The organism is Planotetraspora sp. A-T 1434 (assembly GCF_025420585.1).
Classification (GTDB): Bacteria; Actinomycetota; Actinomycetes; order Streptosporangiales; family Streptosporangiaceae; genus JAOEGB01.
Genome location: NZ_JAOEGB010000004.1, coordinates 32,887 through 51,352 on the forward strand (window position 1 = coordinate 32,887; position 18,466 = coordinate 51,352).

General features: G+C 69.2%; 16 protein-coding genes. 8 read left to right on the forward strand and 8 right to left on the reverse strand.

Annotation, left to right across the window (positions count from 1 at the left end; genetic code table 11):
- The first annotated feature begins 235 nt into the window (after positions 1-235).
- A complete protein-coding gene (locus N5079_RS06815) occupies positions 236-4,324 on the forward strand; it encodes a hypothetical protein (RefSeq protein ID WP_261582697.1) in 4,089 nt (1,362 codons plus the stop codon).
- A gap of 165 nt (positions 4,325-4,489) precedes the next feature.
- Here the strand turns inward: N5079_RS06815 and N5079_RS06820 are convergent, their stop codons facing one another.
- Positions 4,490-4,900 (reverse strand): hypothetical protein, encoded by a 411-nt coding sequence (locus N5079_RS06820; RefSeq protein ID WP_261582698.1) that lies wholly within the window; start codon positions 4,898-4,900, stop codon positions 4,490-4,492.
- 174 nt (positions 4,901-5,074) lie between these two features.
- A complete protein-coding gene (locus tag N5079_RS06825) occupies positions 5,075-7,873 on the reverse strand; it encodes an AfsR/SARP family transcriptional regulator (protein WP_261582699.1) in 2,799 nt (932 codons plus the stop codon).
- A gap of 535 nt (positions 7,874-8,408) precedes the next feature.
- Here N5079_RS06825 and N5079_RS06830 point away from each other — a divergent pair.
- The gene (locus N5079_RS06830) at positions 8,409-8,921 is read left to right on the forward strand and encodes a DUF6461 domain-containing protein (protein WP_261582700.1); all 513 of its coding nucleotides are present in this window, start codon (positions 8,409-8,411) and stop codon (positions 8,919-8,921) included.
- 484 nt (positions 8,922-9,405) lie between these two features.
- Positions 9,406-9,549, forward strand: a complete 144-nt coding sequence (locus tag N5079_RS06835; protein WP_261582701.1) for a hypothetical protein — start codon at positions 9,406-9,408, stop codon at positions 9,547-9,549.
- 21 nt (positions 9,550-9,570) lie between these two features.
- Here N5079_RS06835 and N5079_RS06840 read toward each other — a convergent pair whose 3' ends face one another.
- The 3 genes from N5079_RS06840 to N5079_RS06850 all read right to left on the reverse strand — a co-directional run bounded on the left by N5079_RS06840 (position 9,571) and on the right by N5079_RS06850 (position 11,876).
- The gene (locus N5079_RS06840; protein WP_261582703.1) at positions 9,571-9,828 is read right to left on the reverse strand and encodes a hypothetical protein; all 258 of its coding nucleotides are present in this window, start codon (positions 9,826-9,828) and stop codon (positions 9,571-9,573) included.
- A 163-nt stretch (positions 9,829-9,991) separates the two neighbouring features.
- Complete coding sequence (locus tag N5079_RS06845) at positions 9,992-11,215, reverse strand: sensor histidine kinase (protein ID WP_261582705.1); 1,224 nt, start codon at positions 11,213-11,215, stop codon at positions 9,992-9,994.
- Positions 11,216-11,219: 4 nt separating this feature from the next.
- Positions 11,220-11,876, reverse strand: a complete 657-nt coding sequence (locus N5079_RS06850; protein WP_261582706.1) for a response regulator transcription factor — start codon at positions 11,874-11,876, stop codon at positions 11,220-11,222.
- A 213-nt stretch (positions 11,877-12,089) separates the two neighbouring features.
- On the opposite strand from N5079_RS06850, the gene N5079_RS06855 reads away from it, so the two are divergent.
- The gene (locus N5079_RS06855; protein ID WP_261582960.1) at positions 12,090-13,103 is read left to right on the forward strand and encodes a serine hydrolase domain-containing protein; all 1,014 of its coding nucleotides are present in this window, start codon (positions 12,090-12,092) and stop codon (positions 13,101-13,103) included.
- A gap of 877 nt (positions 13,104-13,980) precedes the next feature.
- On the opposite strand, the gene N5079_RS06860 is transcribed toward N5079_RS06855, so the two are convergent.
- Positions 13,981-14,832 (reverse strand): haloalkane dehalogenase, encoded by an 852-nt coding sequence (locus tag N5079_RS06860; protein ID WP_261582707.1) that lies wholly within the window; start codon positions 14,830-14,832, stop codon positions 13,981-13,983.
- A 376-nt stretch (positions 14,833-15,208) separates the two neighbouring features.
- Positions 15,209-15,622, reverse strand: coding sequence for a nuclear transport factor 2 family protein (locus N5079_RS06870; protein ID WP_261582708.1), 414 nt, complete (start codon positions 15,620-15,622; stop codon positions 15,209-15,211).
- Between the two features lie 106 nt (positions 15,623-15,728).
- On the opposite strand from N5079_RS06870, the gene N5079_RS06875 reads away from it, so the two are divergent.
- From N5079_RS06875 to N5079_RS06890, 4 genes are all read left to right on the forward strand, one after another.
- Positions 15,729-16,232 (forward strand): MarR family winged helix-turn-helix transcriptional regulator, encoded by a 504-nt coding sequence (locus tag N5079_RS06875; RefSeq protein WP_261582709.1) that lies wholly within the window; start codon positions 15,729-15,731, stop codon positions 16,230-16,232.
- Between the two features lie 230 nt (positions 16,233-16,462).
- The gene (locus tag N5079_RS06880) at positions 16,463-16,798 is read left to right on the forward strand and encodes a hypothetical protein (RefSeq protein WP_261582710.1); all 336 of its coding nucleotides are present in this window, start codon (positions 16,463-16,465) and stop codon (positions 16,796-16,798) included.
- Between the two features lie 16 nt (positions 16,799-16,814).
- Complete coding sequence (locus tag N5079_RS06885; protein ID WP_261582711.1) at positions 16,815-17,066, forward strand: hypothetical protein; 252 nt, start codon at positions 16,815-16,817, stop codon at positions 17,064-17,066.
- A gap of 9 nt (positions 17,067-17,075) precedes the next feature.
- Entirely contained in the window at positions 17,076-17,276 is a 201-nt protein-coding gene (locus tag N5079_RS06890; RefSeq protein ID WP_261582713.1) for a hypothetical protein, read from the forward strand.
- Positions 17,277-17,820: 544 nt separating this feature from the next.
- On the opposite strand, the gene N5079_RS06895 is transcribed toward N5079_RS06890, so the two are convergent.
- A complete protein-coding gene (locus tag N5079_RS06895; RefSeq protein WP_261582714.1) occupies positions 17,821-18,414 on the reverse strand; it encodes an MBL fold metallo-hydrolase in 594 nt (197 codons plus the stop codon).
- Positions 18,415-18,466 lie beyond the last annotated feature (52 nt).

Sequence of the window (18,466 nt, forward strand, 5' to 3'; positions counted from 1 at the left end):
CGGTGGGAGAAAGGGCTCGCTTGACGGGGCCTTGACGCCCCTGGCCCCGAGGGCCGCACGCCCCGGCCGCGCGGGCCTGGTGAGGCGCGCGCACGGCCGCGAATGGCAAGCCCGTGTCAAGCCGGTCTCGCGATGCTGTCGGAGACCTTATAGGCCGGCGTCGCCCGGCGTGACGGTTTCGGCCTTCGGTTCTCCTCTCCCCTTGTCTCCCCGTCATACCGACCCCTGGAGCGTTATGAGACACCACCGGCGACGGCTGCTGCTTCTCGGCGCCACGATCGCCGCCTGTCTGTCCGTACTGACCACCCCCGCGAACATCGCACTGGCCGCCCCCGCGCCCACCGCCCCGGCCGGCTCCGCCGCCCCGGGGTCCGCCCAGCCGCCTGCGGACCGGCCGGAACACCTCGACCGATCGTCCGTCCAGCCGGCCCAGCGTGACCGCGTGCTCGGCGCGAACTGGCGGAAGTCCACTGATGTCGCCGTCACCACGGCCGGCGACGCGACCGGGTTCCACGTGCTCACGGCGACGGCCGGAACGGGCTACCAGTGGCGGACCGTCGCCACGCTCAGCGAGCCCGGCATGGACACCGACCAGTGGATCGGCAACGCCTGCCTGACCGGATCCGGCAAGAAGATCGTGGCCGTCTACGCGCCGCGCCACTTCACCAACCGGTCCTGGCTGTTCAGCCGGGGCGCGTTCGCCGCGATCATCGACGCCGAGACCGGCGCGGTCACCAAGCTCAAGGACCAGGTGACTCTCGCCTACTTCAACCCGGGCTGCGGCGCCGGTGACACGGTCGCGCTCACGCAGGGCGTCAGCGAGCAGCGCGACACCACGCGCCTGCTCATGGTGGACACCGCCACCAAGCGCGTGACCCGGGCCGTCGTGGCCTCCGGCCAGGTCACCTCGGCCGTCCCCGTGGGAGACACGCTGGTGGCGGCGCATGGGCCGCGGCTCGTGGAGGTGCGGACCGGCGGCGAGCTGAAGCAGCTCGCGGACACGGGCTCGGTGCCCTTCGACCTCCGCGCGACCGCCGACGGCGGCGTGGCCTTCGCGGCGCGCGACGGCGCGACCGTGACGATCCGGCAGTACCTGCGCGGGGAGACCCGGGAGCTGGCGTCGGGTCCCCTGGGCGAGCTGGCGGTGCACGCCGGCGCGAACGGCCGCGTCTTCCTCGTGGGCAAGACCGAGCGGCGCGGCGCCCTGCCCCAGGCCGTGTCGGTGCTGGACGCGCCGGCGACGGCCGACGTGTCCTCGGAGGGCGGTCTGGCGATCACGGCGGCGGCGCGGCGAGGACTGCGCGCCGGACCCGGCGCCCCATCCGCCGGGCGGCCGGACCCCGCCGCCTCCCATGGCGACGACAAGCGCGGCGTCAGCCCTGACATGCCGGACGGGGAGCCCGTCGACATCACCGCGCGGGTCGTCGCGACGAAGGCGGACGTCGGCTTCGAGGTGCAGCCCGGCGCGGACCTCGCCCCCGACGCCTCCTCGGGACGTGTGGCCAACCCCCGGCTGGCGCTGACCTCCAAGACGGCGGGCGCCGCCGTGACCGCGGCCGTCACCGGGACCGTCGACCAGGGCTACACCTGCGCCGTCCCACGCAACGACCCGGCGATCCAGGTGTACCAGCCGCACTGGCGCCAGGTGGAGTGGGCGGTGGACCAGCTCGTCTTCAAGAACCGGCTGCAGGTGACGCGCCCGAACAACTGGAAGGGCTCGGGGCTGCCCGGGTGGAACCCGCAGACCGAGTTCCCCGCCCCGGACCTGCAGGGAGGCGGCCGCATCCCTGTGTCGATCATGTTCGGCATCCTCGCGCAGGAGTCCAACCTCTGGCAGGCCCAGCGGAGTGTGCAGGAGGGCGAGACCGGCAACCCGCTCGTCGGCAACTACTACGGCGTGAACATCTACGACAGCGACCCCACCAACGACTGGGCGGTCGACTTCTCCAAGGCCGACTGCGGGTACGGCATCTCCCAGCAGACCGACAACATGAGAAAGGGTGCCCCCGGGTGGGACGCCAACAAGCAGAAGCGGGTGGCCCTCGACTACGTCACCAACATCGCCGCGGGGATGTCCACCCTGGCGAGCAAGTGGAACCAGATCTGGACCGACACCAACGGGATGGCGAAGATCAACGACGGTGACCCGTCGAAGATCGAGAACTGGTATCTCGCCGCCTGGGCGTACAACTCGGGCTGGCACGTCAAGGCCGACGCGTGGGGACGGGACGCCAACAACCAGCCGAACAACGGCGCGTGGGGTGTGGGCTGGCTTAACAACCCCGCCAACCCCGCGTACCGGCAGGACCGGCACCCGTTCCTGGACGGAAACAGCTACGCCGACGCCGCGCACCCGCAGGACTGGCCCTACCAGGAGAAGGTGCTGGGCTGGGCGGCGTGGCCGATCGCCAAGACCTACCTGGACCCCGCCACGAACAAGCTCGTCACGGAGGGCGGGTACAACTACGCCTGGTGGACCGCCGTCAGCGACCGCACCAAGGTCGTGCCCACCGTCCTCAACACGTCGTTCGTGGACGTCAACGCCTTCTGCGTGCCGGCTTCCGCGGGACCCGACAACAACGAATGCCAGCCGCCCTCGAACAACAGGCCAGGCACGTGCCAGCGGGCGGACTCCAAGTGCTGGTGGCACCTGCCCAAGACGTGGAAGACCTGCCCGTCGGCGTGCGGCAACGAGGCGTCACTGCGGTACGACTCGACCTGGGCCGGAACGGAACGCGTCGAGCCCACCGACCAGTGGACGCCGTGCCTGACGCCGGGACTCCCACCGGTCACCGGGGACACGACGAAGGTCCTGATCGTCGACGACGTCACCGTCCCGGCGATCCGCGGCGGCTGCGACAACTCCGGGTGGACCAACCACGGCACGCTGACCTTCGAGTTCGCCCAGGACTCCGCCGGCAGGGTGCCCGCCAGGGCCGACTTCCAGCAGCTCGGCAACGGGTTCGGCGGCCATGAGTGGTTCGGGTACACGCGGACGTGGTCCAGGAACGGCGGCGTGATGCAGGTGACCGGCACCTGGAAGCCGGACCAGGCCATCAACGGGTGGGCCCGTGTCCTCGTCCACATTCCGAAACGGCGTGCGGAGACGCAGCAGGCTCCGTACACCGTCGACCTGGGCAACGGCGTCCAGGAGACCCGCTACCTCAACCAGAGCCGGGAGCAGAACCAGTGGTACAACCTGGGCGTCTTCCAGTTCGCCGGGACCCCGAAGGTGTCCCTGACGAACCTCAACCTGGAAGGCGACGGCACGGCGGCCATCTCCTGGGACGCGATCGCCTTCCAGGTGCTCGCGAAGCGACCCAAGCATTTCGTCGTCGCCATGGGTGACTCCATCACCTCAGGCGAAGGAGTCGGCAACTACTACCCCGAGACCGACTTCGAGTACCAGACCCCCAGGTGGAACGCCTGCCGGCGCAGCAAGGACGCCTGGATCAGGCAGACGGTCCTGCCGGGTGAGACCCAGACCATCGGCCAGCTCGCCGACTCCTTCGACCCGAGGCTCGACTTCGCGTTCGTGGCCTGCTCCGGGGCCTGGACGCGGGACATGACCGTGGCGCAGTACGACTGGATGGATCAGCCGATCGGATCCTGGTCGGACTACCGGGGGAGCGCGGAGGGCAGGTTCCGGGAGGCTGCCCAGCTCAACAGCGGCTTCCTGAACAAGAACACGACGCTGGTCGCCCTGTCGGTCGGCGCCAACGACGCGAGGTGGTCCGACGTTATCGCGGAGTGCTACGCCCTCAACTGCAACGACGACGACGGTCACTTCGAGGCCGACATCCCCGCCGTGCTCAACTACCGGACGGTGTCGGGAGACCCGGCGAACGTCGCGAACATCCTCCAGCGGATCGAGACCCAGACGGACAACGGCAACGCGGCCCGCGGGAAGAAGGCAAAGATCGTGCTCATGGGCTATCCGGACGTGTTCGGCACCGCGCCGAACTGCGCGCACTTCGACGACTACGAGCGGGCGACCCTGCACGGGGTCGCCGAGTATCTCGTCAACGAGACGAAGGACACGATCCGGGTGCTGAGGGACGCCGGACTCGAGGTGTCCTACGCCGAGTCCCTCCCGGCGTTCACCGGGCACGGGGTGTGCGACAGCGACAGATGGATCAACCCCGTCATGTTCACCAAGACCGGCCCGGGCGACTTCGGTGACCTCTGGGACGGCTGCATCACCGACGGGCTGCGCTGCGCGAGCCGCAGCTCCATGCACCCCACCAAGAGAGGGGCGACGGAGTTCGCGACGGTGCTCGGCAACCACCTGCGCAGCTCCGGGGTGAACTACACCGGCTGGTAGACACAGGAGAAACGGTGAGGCGGGGCACCTCGTCCGGAGGTGCCCCGCCTCACCATGCCCCCGCCACGAGAGGCGGCGCCGTCCCGCCGCCTTCGTGATCGGCCCTGGACGGCGCCCGGACCGCGGGAAGCGGGTCGGACGCCGGCCGTCCTGCCGGGTCCAGGACTACTTGTAGACCCACTGTCCGGCGACGTACGCACCGTTGACGTAGAGGTACGTGGTGGCCGCGTAGACCTGCGCCCAGTTCGCGGACGCGCCGAGGGTGGTGACGTGCCGGGTCGAGCCGACCGAGCCACCGTTGCTGGCCGTCTTGCAGACCAGCTGAGCGGAGCTGCCGTTGTCCAGGGTCTGCCAGCCGCAGACCTTCAACGAGATCGAGGCGCCGGAGTCGCGGTAGATGTACGCGTCCACGGTCCACGAGTAGTTGTTGAAGGTGACCGTGCCCCAGGCGGCGCCGTCGTAGGCGGACACGCTGAAGCTGCGGGTGACGGCGGCGTGCGCGGGCGAGGCGGTGAGGACGCTGAGGCCCAGGGCGGCCGTGGTCGCCGCTGCGGCGAGCTTCCGTGTGGTCTTCATGATGTCTCCGTTTCTTTCGTTTCCCGGGAGAGCATCGCGGGGGCGGCTTGACGTGGGCTTGCCACTCGCGGCGGCATGCGGGCGGGGACGGGCGGTCGCCGCGGCCCGGCGCGTCAAGGGCATGTCAAGCGGCGGGGGCGGATGCTCCCGGGGCCGGTCGCCCGCACCGCGGCGTCATGCGCCCGGGCCGGCCAGCCTCTCCTGGACCAGTGCCCGGTCCGGGTGGTCCAGCTCGGTGAGGATGTCGAGGGCCCGACGCCAGATCAGGCGGGCGCCCCGGTCATCGCCGGCCGCGCGCAGCACGTCGCCGAGCTTCGACAGCGTGTCCGCCTCGAAGTAGCGTTCGCCGGCCTTCCTGAACAGGCCCGCCGCGCGTTCGTAGCACGAGGCCGCCTCGGCGGGGTCGGGCAGCTTCTGATACCCCAGCCCGAGCCCGTCGAGAGCGGCGGCCTGCCCGTGCAGGTCGCCTGCACGCTCGAACAGCGTCAGCGCCTCCCGGCAGTAGAGGATGGCGTGCTCGGGATGGTCGAGCAGGGCGTGGCTCTGACCGACCGAGTTGAGCGCCCGGGCCTCCTCCACCGTGTCGTCGATCAGCCTCACCAGGTGCAGCGCCTGTTCGGCGTTCTCCAGCGCCTCCTGGTAACGGTCCTGGACCCCGTAGAGCCAGCCGAGGTTGTTGTAGCAGCCCGCCTGGCCGCGCACGTCCTGGAGCTCGGTGAACAGCGCGAGCGCGGCGCGCAGGTCCGCCTCCGCCGCCTCGAACATCTGCATCTGCGTGTACGCGGAGGCGAGGTCGCGGTGGCACAGGGCCTGACCGGCGAGGTCCCCGGTCCGGCGGGCCGCGTCGAGCGCGACGGTCTCGGCCTTGGCCCACTCGTCCCAGAAGCCGCGCCGGTCGAGAAAGTCGACCATGGTCCAGGCGAGCCGCCAGGCGTGCGCCGGGAAGCCCTTCGCCACCGACCACGGGACCATCGACTGCAACACCGGACGTTCCTCGGCGAACCAGGTCATGGCGTGGTCGTAGTCCGGGTGCTCCTGGGGGGCCGCCCCCGGGGCGGGGGGCGCGAGACCGACTGGGTCCGGGCGCGGATTGATGACCATCGTGGCCACGTGCGCGGTGTGCAGGTAGTAGTCGAGCAGCCGCAGCGGCGCGGCACGGCTCTCGTCGGCGCTGTCGCGGTCAGCGAGCTCCCTGGCGTAGGCGCGCAGCAGGTCGTGCAGGGCGAACCGCCCGGGGAGGTCCTCGGTGACCAGATGGGCGCGGGCCAGTTCCGTGAGCAGGTCGCGCGCCCGCCCGTGCGGAAGCCCGGCCAGGGCGGCGGCGGCCCGCGTGGAGACGTCCGGCCCCGGGTGCAGCGCCAGCAGGCGGAACAGGCGCGCGGCCGGCGCGCCGAGCGTGCGGTACGACCAGGAGAAGACCCCCCGCACGTCCGTCGCCCGGTCCTCGCCGCCGAACGGGTCGAGCTCGGCGCCCGCGCCGCGCACCCACGCCACCAGGTCCGCCAGCGGCAGGTCCGGCTCGGTGGCCGCGCGTGCCGCCAGGACGGCGAGGGCGAGGGGCAGGCGCTCGCACAGCGCGACCAGATCGTCGGCGGCCTCGCCCTCGGCCGCGAGCCGCGGCGCGCCGAGGCGGGCGGCCAGCAGCTCCCGGGCCTCCCCGGGCGACAGCAGGCCGATCGTGAGCGGCTGCGCGCCCTCCGCCGCGACCAGCCCGGTGAGAGAATCGCGGCTGGTCACCAGGACCAGGCACCCCGCCCCGCCGGGCAGCAGGGGACGGACCTGCTCGGCGTCGCGCGCGTTGTCGAGCACCACGAGCACGCGCCGTCCGGCCAGAAGACTGCGGTACAGCCCGACCAGCGCGTCCGAGTCCTGGGGGATCCGCTCGGGCGGGGTGTTCAACGCGCCCAGGAAGCGGCGCAGCGCGTCGAACGGATCCACCGGCGCGGCGTCCGGATCGAAGCCGCGCAGGTTCACATAGAGCTGCCCGTCCGGGAACCGGTCCCGCACGCGGTGGGCCCAGTGGACGGCCAGCGTCGTCTTGCCCACCCCGGCGGTCCCCGACAGGCAGCAGACGGTCATCGACGCGGCCCCGGCGAGGACGGCGTCGAGCCGGGCGACCTCGGCCGTCCGCCCGACGAAGTGGGGAAGGTCCGGCGGGAGCTGCGCCGGCACCGGAGGGCGGGGCCGCACCACGGCCGTAGGGGCCGGGTCCGGCGTCCGGGCATGCAGCGAGGCGTCTCCGGCGAGGATCATCTGGTGGAGCCGGCGCAGCTCCGCGGTGGGTTCCAGGCCCAGCTCGCGGCTGAAGTGGGCACGCGCCCTGCGGTACACCGCCAGCGCCTCGGGCGGACGGCCGTCGCGGTAGAGCGCCACCATGTAGGCCCGGATCGGCCTCTCCCTGTCGGGGTGCCGCAGCACCAGGTCGGCGAGTTCGGGTAGCAGCTCCCGGTGCCGGCCGCAGTCCAGCTCGGCCTCCAGGCAGGATTCCAGCGCGGACAGCCGCAGCTCCTCGAGCCCGACGCCGACCCGATCACGCATCCGCTCGCTCGCCACGTCGGCGAGCAGCGGACCGCGCCAGTAGGACAGAGCCTCCCGGAGCAGCCGGGCCCGCTCCCCCGGGTCGGACGTCCGTTGCCCCCGTCCGACGCCCTCCCGGAACCGGCGGACGTCCACCGCGCCGGGGTCGGTCTCGGCCAGGTAGCCGTCGCCTCGGCGGAGCAGCCGGAACCCGCGTCCGCCGGTGCGGTCCGGGTCCAGTGTGCCGCGCAGTCGCGCGACGTGGCTCTGCAGTACGCCGCGCGCGTTGTCCGGCGGCTCGCCCTCCCACAGGAGGTCCAGTAACCGCCCGACGGAGATGACCCGCCCGGTGTCGAGCAGCAGCAGCCCGAGCAGGCACCGCTCCGCCCGCCGCCCGAGTGCCACCTGTCCGTCGACATCCCATACCTCGACGGGGCCGAGGAGCCGGAAATCCATGCTGACCTCCCCGCCCGCTGACGGCCGCTCCCGTGGGGCGGCGGCGGGTCATCGGCGTTCCGCGACGGTGGCGGCCCACAGTCTATTCGTGCCCGCCGACATATGATCAAGGCGGTGCCCGCCGCCGTGCGAACCTCTTGTCCCCGGGCGCCTTCACGCGGCCCGTACGGCCTGATGCGGACCACCATCCCGGGCGCGGACGCGGAGCGCGCTGGTGGTCGCTCGCCGACCTGGTCACCGCACAGATCACTCACATTTTCCGGGAAACCATCATCGGGGATTCGGGAAGCGATCTTCTCAACCCCTCTACATCCCAGGCCAGCCATACTCCTGAACACCCCACCCTGTCCTGCATGCCGCGTCCGCCTGCGTCTGGTGACGTTGCCGTCAACGGTTGCCGTCAGTTCGGAGACTTCCGAACCTGCTCACTCGAGCTGGCTTTAAAAGATCACTTCCGTATCAAGGGCGTACAGACTTTTCGTCGGACTCGCATGCCAGGATCTCCATGATCTGTCCCCGGAGAGAACAGGATTCCATGAGCGGCTACGACTGGCTCGATGACGATGCGTTCTGCGCAACCTTCGTCCGCGGCCTTACCCCGCACGAGGCGCTGGCCCGCTTTGGCATCGAGGTATTCGACGGCGATGACGAGGAAGGCGAGATCGAGGAGGGCCTCATCTCTGCCCGTTCGGCCGAGGGCGGGACCATTCTGAGCGAGTGGAACGGCTTCGCCGGCACGCTGGACGAGGTGCTGCGGCCCTTGTCGGCCGGGACGGTCACGGCGAGTGTCTTCGTCAACGTGAACAGGGTCGCGTCCTTCGACCATTACGCCGACGGCCGCAGGATCCTGTCCTTCGATCCGCTGTTTCCCGGCGACGAGGACGGCATCCCGGAGGACTACCTGGCCGACCGGGTCGAGCTCGGACTCGTTGGCGACAAGTCGGAGGGCGGGCTTGCCGCTGCGCTGCTGCTGGCCGAGCGCATCACCGAGGTGCGGCCGAACGCTTCAAGTGACATCGTGGCCGCACACGGCGTTCTCGAGCACTGAGCCGCTCTCGCCCTGTTTCCACAGCTCGACAGGGCGGCCCTGAAGGCCGTGCGCGAAGATCTGGTGCTGCGCAACGTCGCGAAGAACGTCCAACTGGGCACTGTCGAGCGGCCGGAGATCCAGGCGCTCACCCTCGACGAGGCCAGGCAGTTCCTCCGGCAGGCGCGCAAGGGCCGGTTCTACGCGGTGTGCCGTCTACTGCCGCCGTGTGCCGCCTTGTACCATTCCGTCCGCCATTGTCGCCCGGGGTCTGCGACAATGCCGCGAGCAACCACGGGTCGCACGCACGAGCAACACCCGAGCAACCATGCCCCGGTGGGGTTGGCAGTCACACCCAAAATATGCACGCGCCGGGTGGCCACCTCTATGACGAACAGCACGTACAGGCGCTTCAAGTAGATCGTGTCGACGTGGAAGAAGTCGACGGCCAGAAGCCCTTTCGCCTGGACGCGCAGGAACGTCCGCCACGAGGTGTCGAGGTTTCGTGAGCCGGGCCGAACCGCTGACGCCGGAGGATCCGCCGCACGGTTGCTTCGCTGATCTGGTAACTGTCGTACCGCTGGAGGGGCGGATCGAGCGTCGCAAGGTGCTCGGCCGGTTGATCAACGAGTACCACCGGGCCGCATAGTCGTTCCGGAGAACCCCCAGATCAAGCCTCATGCGATGAGTTTTGAAGCGGTACAAGGTGCGCGAGGTGGTTGTTGACGGTCGCCGGCGCCATCGGCGCGGGCGTGTCGTCACGGCCGCGGTTGCCGACGGTGGCCAGGTGGTCGCGCCAGGCGGTGACCTCGCGCGCGGTGACGGCCGAGAGCCGGTCGTGCCCGAGGCCGCCCGTGATCCAGGCGCCAAAGCGCTCCAGATGCCGGGAGATCTTGGCGGTGACCTCCGCCGAGCGGACTCCGCGCACGGCGAGATCGAGGTAGCGCTCCGTCCAGACCGGGAGGCTGTCGTCGGCCGGATCGAGGCGTTCGGGGAACCTACCACCTTTCGTGATGTGATTTCGGCGTGATCCTGCCCGACGGGCGGGGACGCCGAGCTGTGAGTGGAGGACAGCAAGCAGCCACGTTACTTCACGGAAGGGCCATTTCCTGAAGTGATCCGGTGGCCCGCGATCTCGCGTCCGTGATCACCGGGCTCTGTGGGAGGTCGACGGTGACGTCGAGGCCGCCGCCGGTGCGGGCGGTGACCGCGATCCGTCCCCGGTGGGCGAGTGTGACCGCGCGCACGATCGACAACCCCAGTCCCAGGCCGTCGGTACGGACGCGGGTCCCCTGCCCGTGCACGAAGGGCTCCAGCAGCCACTCCGCCTCCTCGGGCGGGATCTGGCGGCCGCTGTTGAAGATCCGCAGCACAGCGTGCCCACCCGCCGTGCCCGTATCGACGGTCAGGTGCCCGCCGGCCTCGTTGTGGCGGATCGCGTTGTCGACCAGGTTGCCGATCATGCGTTCCAGCAGGACGGGTTCGCCGGTGACCGGTGCCGGTCGGAGCCGGGGGTGGACGGCGATGCCGACGGCTGCCGCCCGCGCCGCGGCGGCGTCGAGGGCGGCAGCCGCGATGGTGGCGAGGTCGGCCGGTTCACGTGCGGTGAGCCCGGCCTGGCTGCGGGCCAGCAACAGCAACCCGTCCAGGATGCGCTGCATGTGCTCGACGGCGTCGCGGACGTCGCCGGCCATCGCGAGCAGCTCGGCACGGTCCGGATCTCCGTCCAGGGTGACGTCGATAGCCGTGCGTGCGGTGGTCAGCGGCGTGCGCAGCTCGTGGGCGGCGTTGGCGGTGAACAGCCGCTGGCTATCCAGGACCCGGTCCCGCTCGGCGACGCCACGCTGGATGCGGTCGAGCATCCCGTTGATGGTGCCCGCCAGCGCCGACAGTTCGTCGGCGGGGGTGGTGACCGGGACCCGCTTGGTGAGGTTCTCGGCCGACAGGCGCCGGGCGGTGGCCGAGATCACGCGGATCGGCCGCAGCACCCGTCCGGCCACCAGCCAGGCCAGTACGGCGGCCAGGCCGGTCACCACGACGAGCGCCAGACCGGCCCGGGTCAGCAGCGCGGACAGGGTCTCGGCCTGCACCCGGTCGGCGAAAGCGCGCAGGTCCTCGGCCGGTGCCGGCATCGGCGGGGGGGGGGTGCCCGATGGGTCAGTGCCGGCCAAGTCCAGCCGGGTGGCGAACGTGCGGCACCGCATCAGCAGGTAGGTCAGCCCGGTCAGCGCGGTGCCGGCGGCCAGCACCAGGACGGTCTGCAGCAGCGCCAGCCGGGCCCGGGCGGTCAGCCAGGCCATCCTGTGCCGGGACACCCGTTCACCCGCCGATCCGGTAGCCGGCGCCGGTGACGGTCTCGATCACCGGCGGGTCGCCGAGCTTACGACGCAGCGTGCCGACAGTGATCCGTACCGCGTTGGTGAACGGGTCCGCGTGCTCGTCCCACACCTTGTCCAGCAGCGTTTCCGCGCTGACCACGTCACCACCGGCGGAGAGTAACTGCTCCAGCACACCGAACTCCTTGGAGGTCAACCGCAGCAGCCGCCCGTCCCGCTCGGCCGTGCGCCGAGCCGGATATAGGGTCACGCCGTCGGCGCGCAGCACCGGCGCGCGGGCCGGTGCGCTGCGCCGTACCAGGGCGTGGACCCGCGCGACCAGTTCGGAGAACGCAAACGGCTTGCCCAGATAGTCGTCGGCGCCCAGCATCAGCCCGCCGACCCGGTCCTCCACAGCGTCGGACGCGGTCAGCATCAGCACCCGCGACACCCCGCGCTGGGCGAGCCGGCGGCACACCGCATCGCCGTGCACGATGGGCAGGTCCCGGTCCAGGACCACCACGTCGTAGGGCGTGACCTCGCACTTGTCCAGCGCGCTCCGGCCGTCCAGGGCGACGTCGACGGTGAAGCCGTGCTTGCGTAGCCCGGCTTCGATGTATCCGGCCAGGGGCTGCTCGTCTTCGACCAAGAGGACACGCATCCGGGCAGTATCGCAACACCTGCATATGGAACACGTATGGTCCGCCGATCGCCCGCCGATAAGCGCCGGCCGGTAGATGTGATCACCCTCGAAGTCCCGTTGAAAGGATCACAGCGATGAGGCGTGGCAGAACGATGGGCGTGGCCGCTGGGGTGGCGGGCGCGGTGCTGGCGTTGAGCGTGCCAGCACCCGCCACCGCGGCGGGCCGGTCAAATTGGGAGACGTCCAGCAGGCGATGGCGAAGCTGGCGAAGACCGACGGGGTGGTCGGAGCCATCGGACAGCTGTATGTCGACGGCAAGCGAAAGGGCCAGGGGACGGCAGGTTCCCGCCTGCTCGAGGGCAAGGACGGCCGCATCCCCCCGGCTTCCCGTACCGGGTGGGATCCCAGACCAAAACCATGGTCGCCACGGTGCTGTTGCAACTGGTCAAGGAGGGCAGGCTCGGCCTGGACGACAAGCTGGCCGAGGTTCTGCCGGAGGCGACGCAGCAGGATCTCGTGGAGCGGGCCGATGAGATCACCGTGCGGCAGATGATCCGTCACACCTCCGGCATCCCCGACTTCTTCGCCTCCGGGCAGTTCGACGACCCCTTCGACTTCACGACCTACTACCCACCAGTCGATTTGGTGAAGGCGTCGCGCAAGCTGCACCGCACGGGGGAGCCGGGCGAGAAATTCTCCTACTCCAACACCAACTACTTCCTCCTCGGCATGATCATCGAGAAAGTGACCGGCCGTAGCCTGTCCGCCGAACTGACCCAGCGTCTCTTCGTACCTCTCGGGATGAGCCACACCTATCTGACCACCAAGCCGCCTCAGGGCATCAAGGGCCCGCACGGGCACGGCTACTACCCCGACGCTGCAGGCAAGCCGCGCGACGTGGACCGGCAGAACGCAAGTTTTGGTGGCGCGGCCGGAGGGGTCATCTCCACCGCCCACGACGTCAGCGCCTTCCAGCGCGCCTTTGTTCAAGGCAAGCTGCTGCCCTCCTCGTTGCAACAGGAAGTCGTCCCTCCGCCCTCCGGCGGTGGTCTGTGCGGGAGCGAGCCGGTAGTACGGGCATCCGCGGGCAATGGCCCCGGCTTCCTAGCCGTGACCTACACATCGGATGACGGCCGCCGTCAGTTCGCCATGTCCACCACGCTGAAGGTCAAGAACGAGCAGGCCATGGCCGTCGGTGAGGCCATCGATCAGGCGGCCAAAGCGGTGCTCTGCCAGGAGAAATAGCTTTGGCCGGTGTTCTTGAAAACACCGCCCGCCCTTGGGGTTCCCGCTGGAAGTCCTGCAGGGGAGCCCCAAGGGTCATTCGGAGAATTCTGTCGCGCCAGGAAGAACCTCGCCGTGGCTCTTCGGTGATCGTCCAACCGCGGCTACCACCGATCTTGGCGAGCTGCCGACGTAGCACCGCGATCCGCTCACGAGCGTCCGGCCCAGCGATCCCGATCGTGATGCGCTCATCGGTCGCGTGATAGCTGGTCCGCCGATCGCCTGCCGCGACCCGGCACGCCGCGTTGATGGCGGCTCGCAGCCGGGCCATTTTTCGTGGATCACCTTGCCCGCCGAACCCTTCGATCATCATGGATGAGAACAACGGTGCAAGACGCAGGCCATCCTGCCGCTTGACAGCGTCCAGCTCTTCCTGATCGGCACTCAGATCCTTAAGGATCCTGTCCCGGTCGAGCGAGCTGATCGGCCTGCGACCGAGCCAGTCAGCCATCGGGCCGAGTTGGCACGACCCGCACCGGCTCGAACGGAGGCGGCGCAGCCGCCTCACCGGCCTTGCCCTCAGCATCGGCGGTCGCGCTGTCGCTCGACAAGTCTCCTCGTGCCCCGCCCGCGTGACAGCTCGTGATCTTCTCCCGATCGTAGCGGTCGTTTCCAGGCCGATGACCTACAGATAGGACAGGCGTGTCCGCATTGTAGGCGCCCTCATCCACCCACGCCCGTTCGCAACTCGCCTGACCTGCGGCGGAGGCTTTATCGTTCAATTCCGGCCGGATAGTCCCAAGACCCCAACCAGGCACCCACCCGCACCGGCCCACCAGTTTCATCACCGGCGGACGGGGCGAAGCCCCATTACATCTTGGGTGGCGGGGCGGGCCTATCAGAGGTTCTGCTGGTCCAGCCAGGTGGAGATCGCTGCGGCGATCGTTTCTGGCTGGTCTTCGGAGGCGTGGTGACCGGCTGGACCGCAGTGTTCGATCTGGAGGCCGGCGATGTTGTCCTTGCACCAGGCGGCGAGTTCCGGGGTGATGAGCAGGGTCGGTGAGGAGTCGAAGGTGAGCAGGAGTTTGGGGACGTCCTGGCTGCAGGCCAGCCAGGTGCCGTAGGCGTCGATCCGGGCGGTCACGTCGGCGGGCTCGCCGTCGATCGGCAGCGAGCGGGTCCAGTGCAGCAGCGGGCGACGGCTTTCTCGGGTGGGGTACGGCGCCCGGTAGAGGTCGAGATCCTCCTCGCTGAGCGGGTTTAGCACGCCCCCGGTGTAGGCGGTGTCGATGAGGAAGTGCGAATCGAGCATCAGGGACTCGCCCTCGGTGGTGCGCAGCTTCGCGGTACGGGCGCGCGCTTGCTCGGAGAGTTCGTTCGAGGCGATCGGACGCACGATCGTCTCGAAGAAGGCGAGACCGCGCACCCGATCGGGGTGCTGGGCCGCCCAGTCGAAGGCGAGCGAGCCGCCCCAGTCGTGGCCGACGAGCACGACCTCGTCCAGGCCGAGCTCGTCGAAGAACGCCTCGAGGTAGCGGGCGTGGTCGGCGAACCGGTAGTCGCTGACGGGCTTGCCCGAGCGGCCCATGCCGATCAGGTCGGGGGCGATCAGCCGTCCCACTCCGACCAGGGGCAGCACCTTGCGCCACATGTGTGAGGAGGAGGGATTGCCATGCAGGAAGACGACGGTGGCTCCGCTGCCGTGGTCTTCGTAGTGAATCGTCGAGTCGAGAACGTCGATCGTGGGCATGAGGTGGATTCCTTGTGTGAGATGAGGGTTTCAGGCGCCGACTGGCAAGGCGTTGGCGCTGCCCAGGTCAATGCTCAGGACGCGGCCGTCGCGTAGGAACCCCGTGGTGGTCAGCTCGGTGATGCGCTCGGCCACCGATGTTTCGCTGAACTTCGTGGCACCGCGGACCCGGCGGATGAGCTCAGCACGGTCGATGGTCCCGCCGCGGACTACGGGTCAGCGTGAGGGTGCCCCAATGGGGAGCATTCGACCTGGTTGTGAGGTCGCTATGGAACTGTCGAAGTTTCTTCCTGCCGGTCGCCGGGGGCCGAGGGCCGGGGGAGCCGCATGATGACACGGTCGCCTGCGCCCCGGCGTGTCCCCGGCCTCCCGGAGATCAGTTCTCGCGGATCCAGGCGGGCGTGATCCGCTGCTCACGGAATCGCCAGCCCGCTGGCGTCCGCACCACGGTGCCCGCCAGTCGCAGGCCGCCTGTGAAGTGGGGTGCTTGGCCGTCGCGGTAGTAGAACACGAGCGAGTACGCCGAGACGGCCGCCTGTTCGCCATCGACGTCCACCAGCAGGTCAGTGGTCAGGTGCTGGGCTTGCTGCCCCTCGACCTCGCCCTGTCGCATAAAGCCGACGACCTTGTCGATGCCGCGGAGTTCGCCCCCGCGCGGCGAGTGCACCGCCACATCGTCGGTGAAGACGGTGCCCGCATCCTCCCATCGCTTCTCGTCGAGCAGCCGCGCGAAACGGGCGAACAGGTCGGCGATCTCGATGCGGTCGGCGATCAGAGTATCCGTGGACATGGCGCCCTCTTTCATTCGTTGAGTTAACGTTTAAATTTCTAACGTTTCTGACATGAACGAACCTACATCGTTAGGCTGGCTAACGCAAGAGGGTAGGATCAGCGTCATGACCAGCAGAGCCGAAGCCGCGGACATGCCGTACGACGGCGAGACGAAGACGCCGGACAGGCTGCGCCGACGGGCCAGTCGCCTGCTCTCAGGCATGACCGCGCAGTCGGACCGGCTGATGAACGAGGGACTGGCCCAGGTCGACGCCCGCAAGTGGCACTACGCCGTGCTCGCCTCGTTGCAGGAGCACGGCCCGGGCAGCCAGGCGACGCTGAGCCGGCGCACCGGCATCTACCGCAGCGACATGGTCGGCGTCCTCAACGAACTGGCCGAGCGTGGCTTCGTCGAGCGGGCACCGGATCCCGACGACCGCCGCCGCAACGTCATCACGATCACGGCCCAAGGCCGCCGGCACCTGCGCCGCCTCGACAAGGTCCTGGACGACCTCCACGACGAGCTGCTCGCCCCGCTGACCCCTGCCGAACGCGACCAGTTCGTGCAGCTGCTCACCCGCCTGCTGGACCACCACACCCAGCAGGCACCGCACCTCCCAATCTCCTGACACGAAACCGACCCTCGGCCACGCGCGCTGCCGGCCGAACAGGCGAGGCCGCCCACCCACGGTCCGCTCCATCCGTGTCCTCATCCTGCGAATAGTTCGCGAAATCCATCGTGGGGATATCGGAGGGTGCACGGCGAGCTCACCACACTCGGCAAGATCGCCCCGTCCACCGTCTGGGAGATCCTCAAGCAGGAAGGTCTTGAACCGGCACCCGAGAGGGCGTCCACCACATGGGCCGACTTCCTGCGCTCGCAAGCCGACGGCCTGCTGGCCTGCTGGCCTGTGATTTCATCGAAACCATCACCTTGACCGGGCAGCGTCAGTACATCCTGGCGGTCATCGAGCACACCACCAGGCGCGTCCGCGTGCTCGGTACCACCGCGCACCCGAGCGCGGCCTGGGTCATCCAGGCGATCAAGAATCTGGTGATGGATCTGGAGGATGCGGGCTGCCGGGCGCGCTACCTGATCCGGGACCGCGATGCCAAGTTCCCGGCCCTCATGGACGAGACCTGTCCGGCGCAGGCATCCAGACCGTGCTCACCGGTATCCGGATGCCACGTATGAACGCGGTCATGGAGCGATGGGTGCGCTGTCGTGCCGCCGAGAGCTTCTAGACCGCTGCCTGATCTGGAACGAACGCCACCTGCGGCACGCCCTGCGCGAGTACGAACAGTTCTACAACGAGCACCGCGCCCATCAAGCCCTGGCCCAAGCTGCTCCACTACGCGCCGTCCCGGATCCGATCACCGATCCGAAGCGAATCGACGACCTGAACATACGCCGACGAGATCGGCTCGGCGGGGTTCTCCACGAGTACTCACATGCTGCTTGAACTGCGCGGATGGACTTTTCGGCAGGCGCACTGTCCAGTCCCGACCGGCGCGGCAAGGTCCTGGAACTTTTGGCCGCCCAGCCTTGGCGGGCCTGGAAAGGGGCCGAGTTGGCCACCGTCCTGGGGATCGAGAACGTCAACAGCTTCCGCGTCCAGTTGTCCCAATGGTCCCACCAGGGCTATATCAACAAGATCGGGCCGGCCCTCTAGGGCCCCATGCCCACGCCGACTTAAGCCTTCGTCAGCAGGCTCTAACTCCTGCCCACTAATTCTGACGCGCGACATCAATGAGCGACCACCGAGCAGCCAACGAGCAACTGAGCTCGCTTGACCTGGAGCGGGGTCTGTCCGCCGGTCACGCTGCTCGACGCCCGCCGACGTGATCGACTCGGCCGATATGCGGCTTGACCTGGCCGGATGAATAATCGGCACCCGCACTGCTCGGCGATGTTGTTCGATTACGCGACGGTGAGGATCTTCCCGTCGCTGTCGTCCCACCCCGTCAGGGGGGCGGCCCTTGGTCTGCTCGGCTTGTCCTGGGCGACGGTGATGGGAAGATCCGGCCCACCTCAGCCACTGACAACGTGCGGCTTGTCGAGGTCATCTCGGAGGCTGGGACCCCCGCCGGAGGCTCTTCGGGTTCGTCGTACGTAAACCGTAACAGCGAGGCGGGGTCGTCAGCCGGACGATGACGGCGGCGAGCGAGGGTCGGTGAAGATCTTGGTCCGGCCGCCGACCTCGGCGCTCCCGGGCGTCAGCGCGGAGTTGTCGCTGTCGGGGTGAAGGGTGCGCCATGGCCGGGGACGATGAGGTCGGCGACGGCCAGCACGCGCTCCCGGCTGGCCCGAAGGACTTGGCGGTCTATGGTGACCGGGTCATCGGCGGGTCCGTCGGCCCGCCACCACAGGTCACCCGCGAAAGCCACGACGCCCGCGGCGGCGCCGACCAGGAGGGTGATGTCCTCGGCACTGTGGCCCGGGGTGGTGATCAACCTGATCGACGGCGAGAACTCGTAGCCCTCGGCCCTCCGGGTCTTCCACTCATGGCCCCGGTAGATGGCCTTGTGGTCGTGGATCCGCGCCTGGCCGAACAGGCCGACGTTGAGGATGTTGTCGGGGTGGTGGTGGCTGAGCACCACATCGGTGATGTCGTCTGTCTTGAGGCCGAGGTCGGCGAGCGCGTCGGTGATCACCGACTGGCTTGCGACCATGCCGGGGTCCACCACGATTCTGAGGTCGCCCTCGGTGACGTAGGACACGGTCGCGGCCACGCCGGGTCCCGTGGAGGTCGTGTAGCCGGTGGCGAGGATATGGAAGGCGGCCGAACGGCCGCTGGGTGCGTCGGTCATGGAAAGCAGTCTGACGACGACGTGGTCCCTCAACCAGTGGCCGAAATACCCA

What these genes read in the sequence shown, in the direction of transcription:
- N5079_RS06815 (WP_261582697.1), top strand. Translation starts at nt 236, where the DNA reads ATGAGACACCACCGGCGACGGCTGCTGCTTCTCGGCGCCACGATCGCC.
- N5079_RS06820 (WP_261582698.1), bottom strand. Translation starts at nt 4,900, where the DNA reads ATGAAGACCACACGGAAGCTCGCCGCAGCGGCGACCACGGCCGCCCTG.
- N5079_RS06825 (WP_261582699.1), bottom strand. Translation starts at nt 7,873, where the DNA reads ATGGATTTCCGGCTCCTCGGCCCCGTCGAGGTATGGGATGTCGACGGA.
- N5079_RS06830 (WP_261582700.1), top strand. Translation starts at nt 8,409, where the DNA reads ATGAGCGGCTACGACTGGCTCGATGACGATGCGTTCTGCGCAACCTTC.
- N5079_RS06850 (WP_261582706.1), bottom strand. Translation starts at nt 11,876, where the DNA reads ATGCGTGTCCTCTTGGTCGAAGACGAGCAGCCCCTGGCCGGATACATC.
- N5079_RS06860 (WP_261582707.1), bottom strand. Translation starts at nt 14,832, where the DNA reads ATGCCCACGATCGACGTTCTCGACTCGACGATTCACTACGAAGACCAC.
- N5079_RS06870 (WP_261582708.1), bottom strand. Translation starts at nt 15,622, where the DNA reads ATGTCCACGGATACTCTGATCGCCGACCGCATCGAGATCGCCGACCTG.
- N5079_RS06875 (WP_261582709.1), top strand. Translation starts at nt 15,729, where the DNA reads ATGACCAGCAGAGCCGAAGCCGCGGACATGCCGTACGACGGCGAGACG.
- N5079_RS06880 (WP_261582710.1), top strand. Translation starts at nt 16,463, where the DNA reads ATGGGCCGACTTCCTGCGCTCGCAAGCCGACGGCCTGCTGGCCTGCTG.
- N5079_RS06885 (WP_261582711.1), top strand. Translation starts at nt 16,815, where the DNA reads ATGGGTGCGCTGTCGTGCCGCCGAGAGCTTCTAGACCGCTGCCTGATC.
- N5079_RS06890 (WP_261582713.1), top strand. Translation starts at nt 17,076, where the DNA reads ATGGACTTTTCGGCAGGCGCACTGTCCAGTCCCGACCGGCGCGGCAAG.
- N5079_RS06895 (WP_261582714.1), bottom strand. Translation starts at nt 18,414, where the DNA reads ATGACCGACGCACCCAGCGGCCGTTCGGCCGCCTTCCATATCCTCGCC.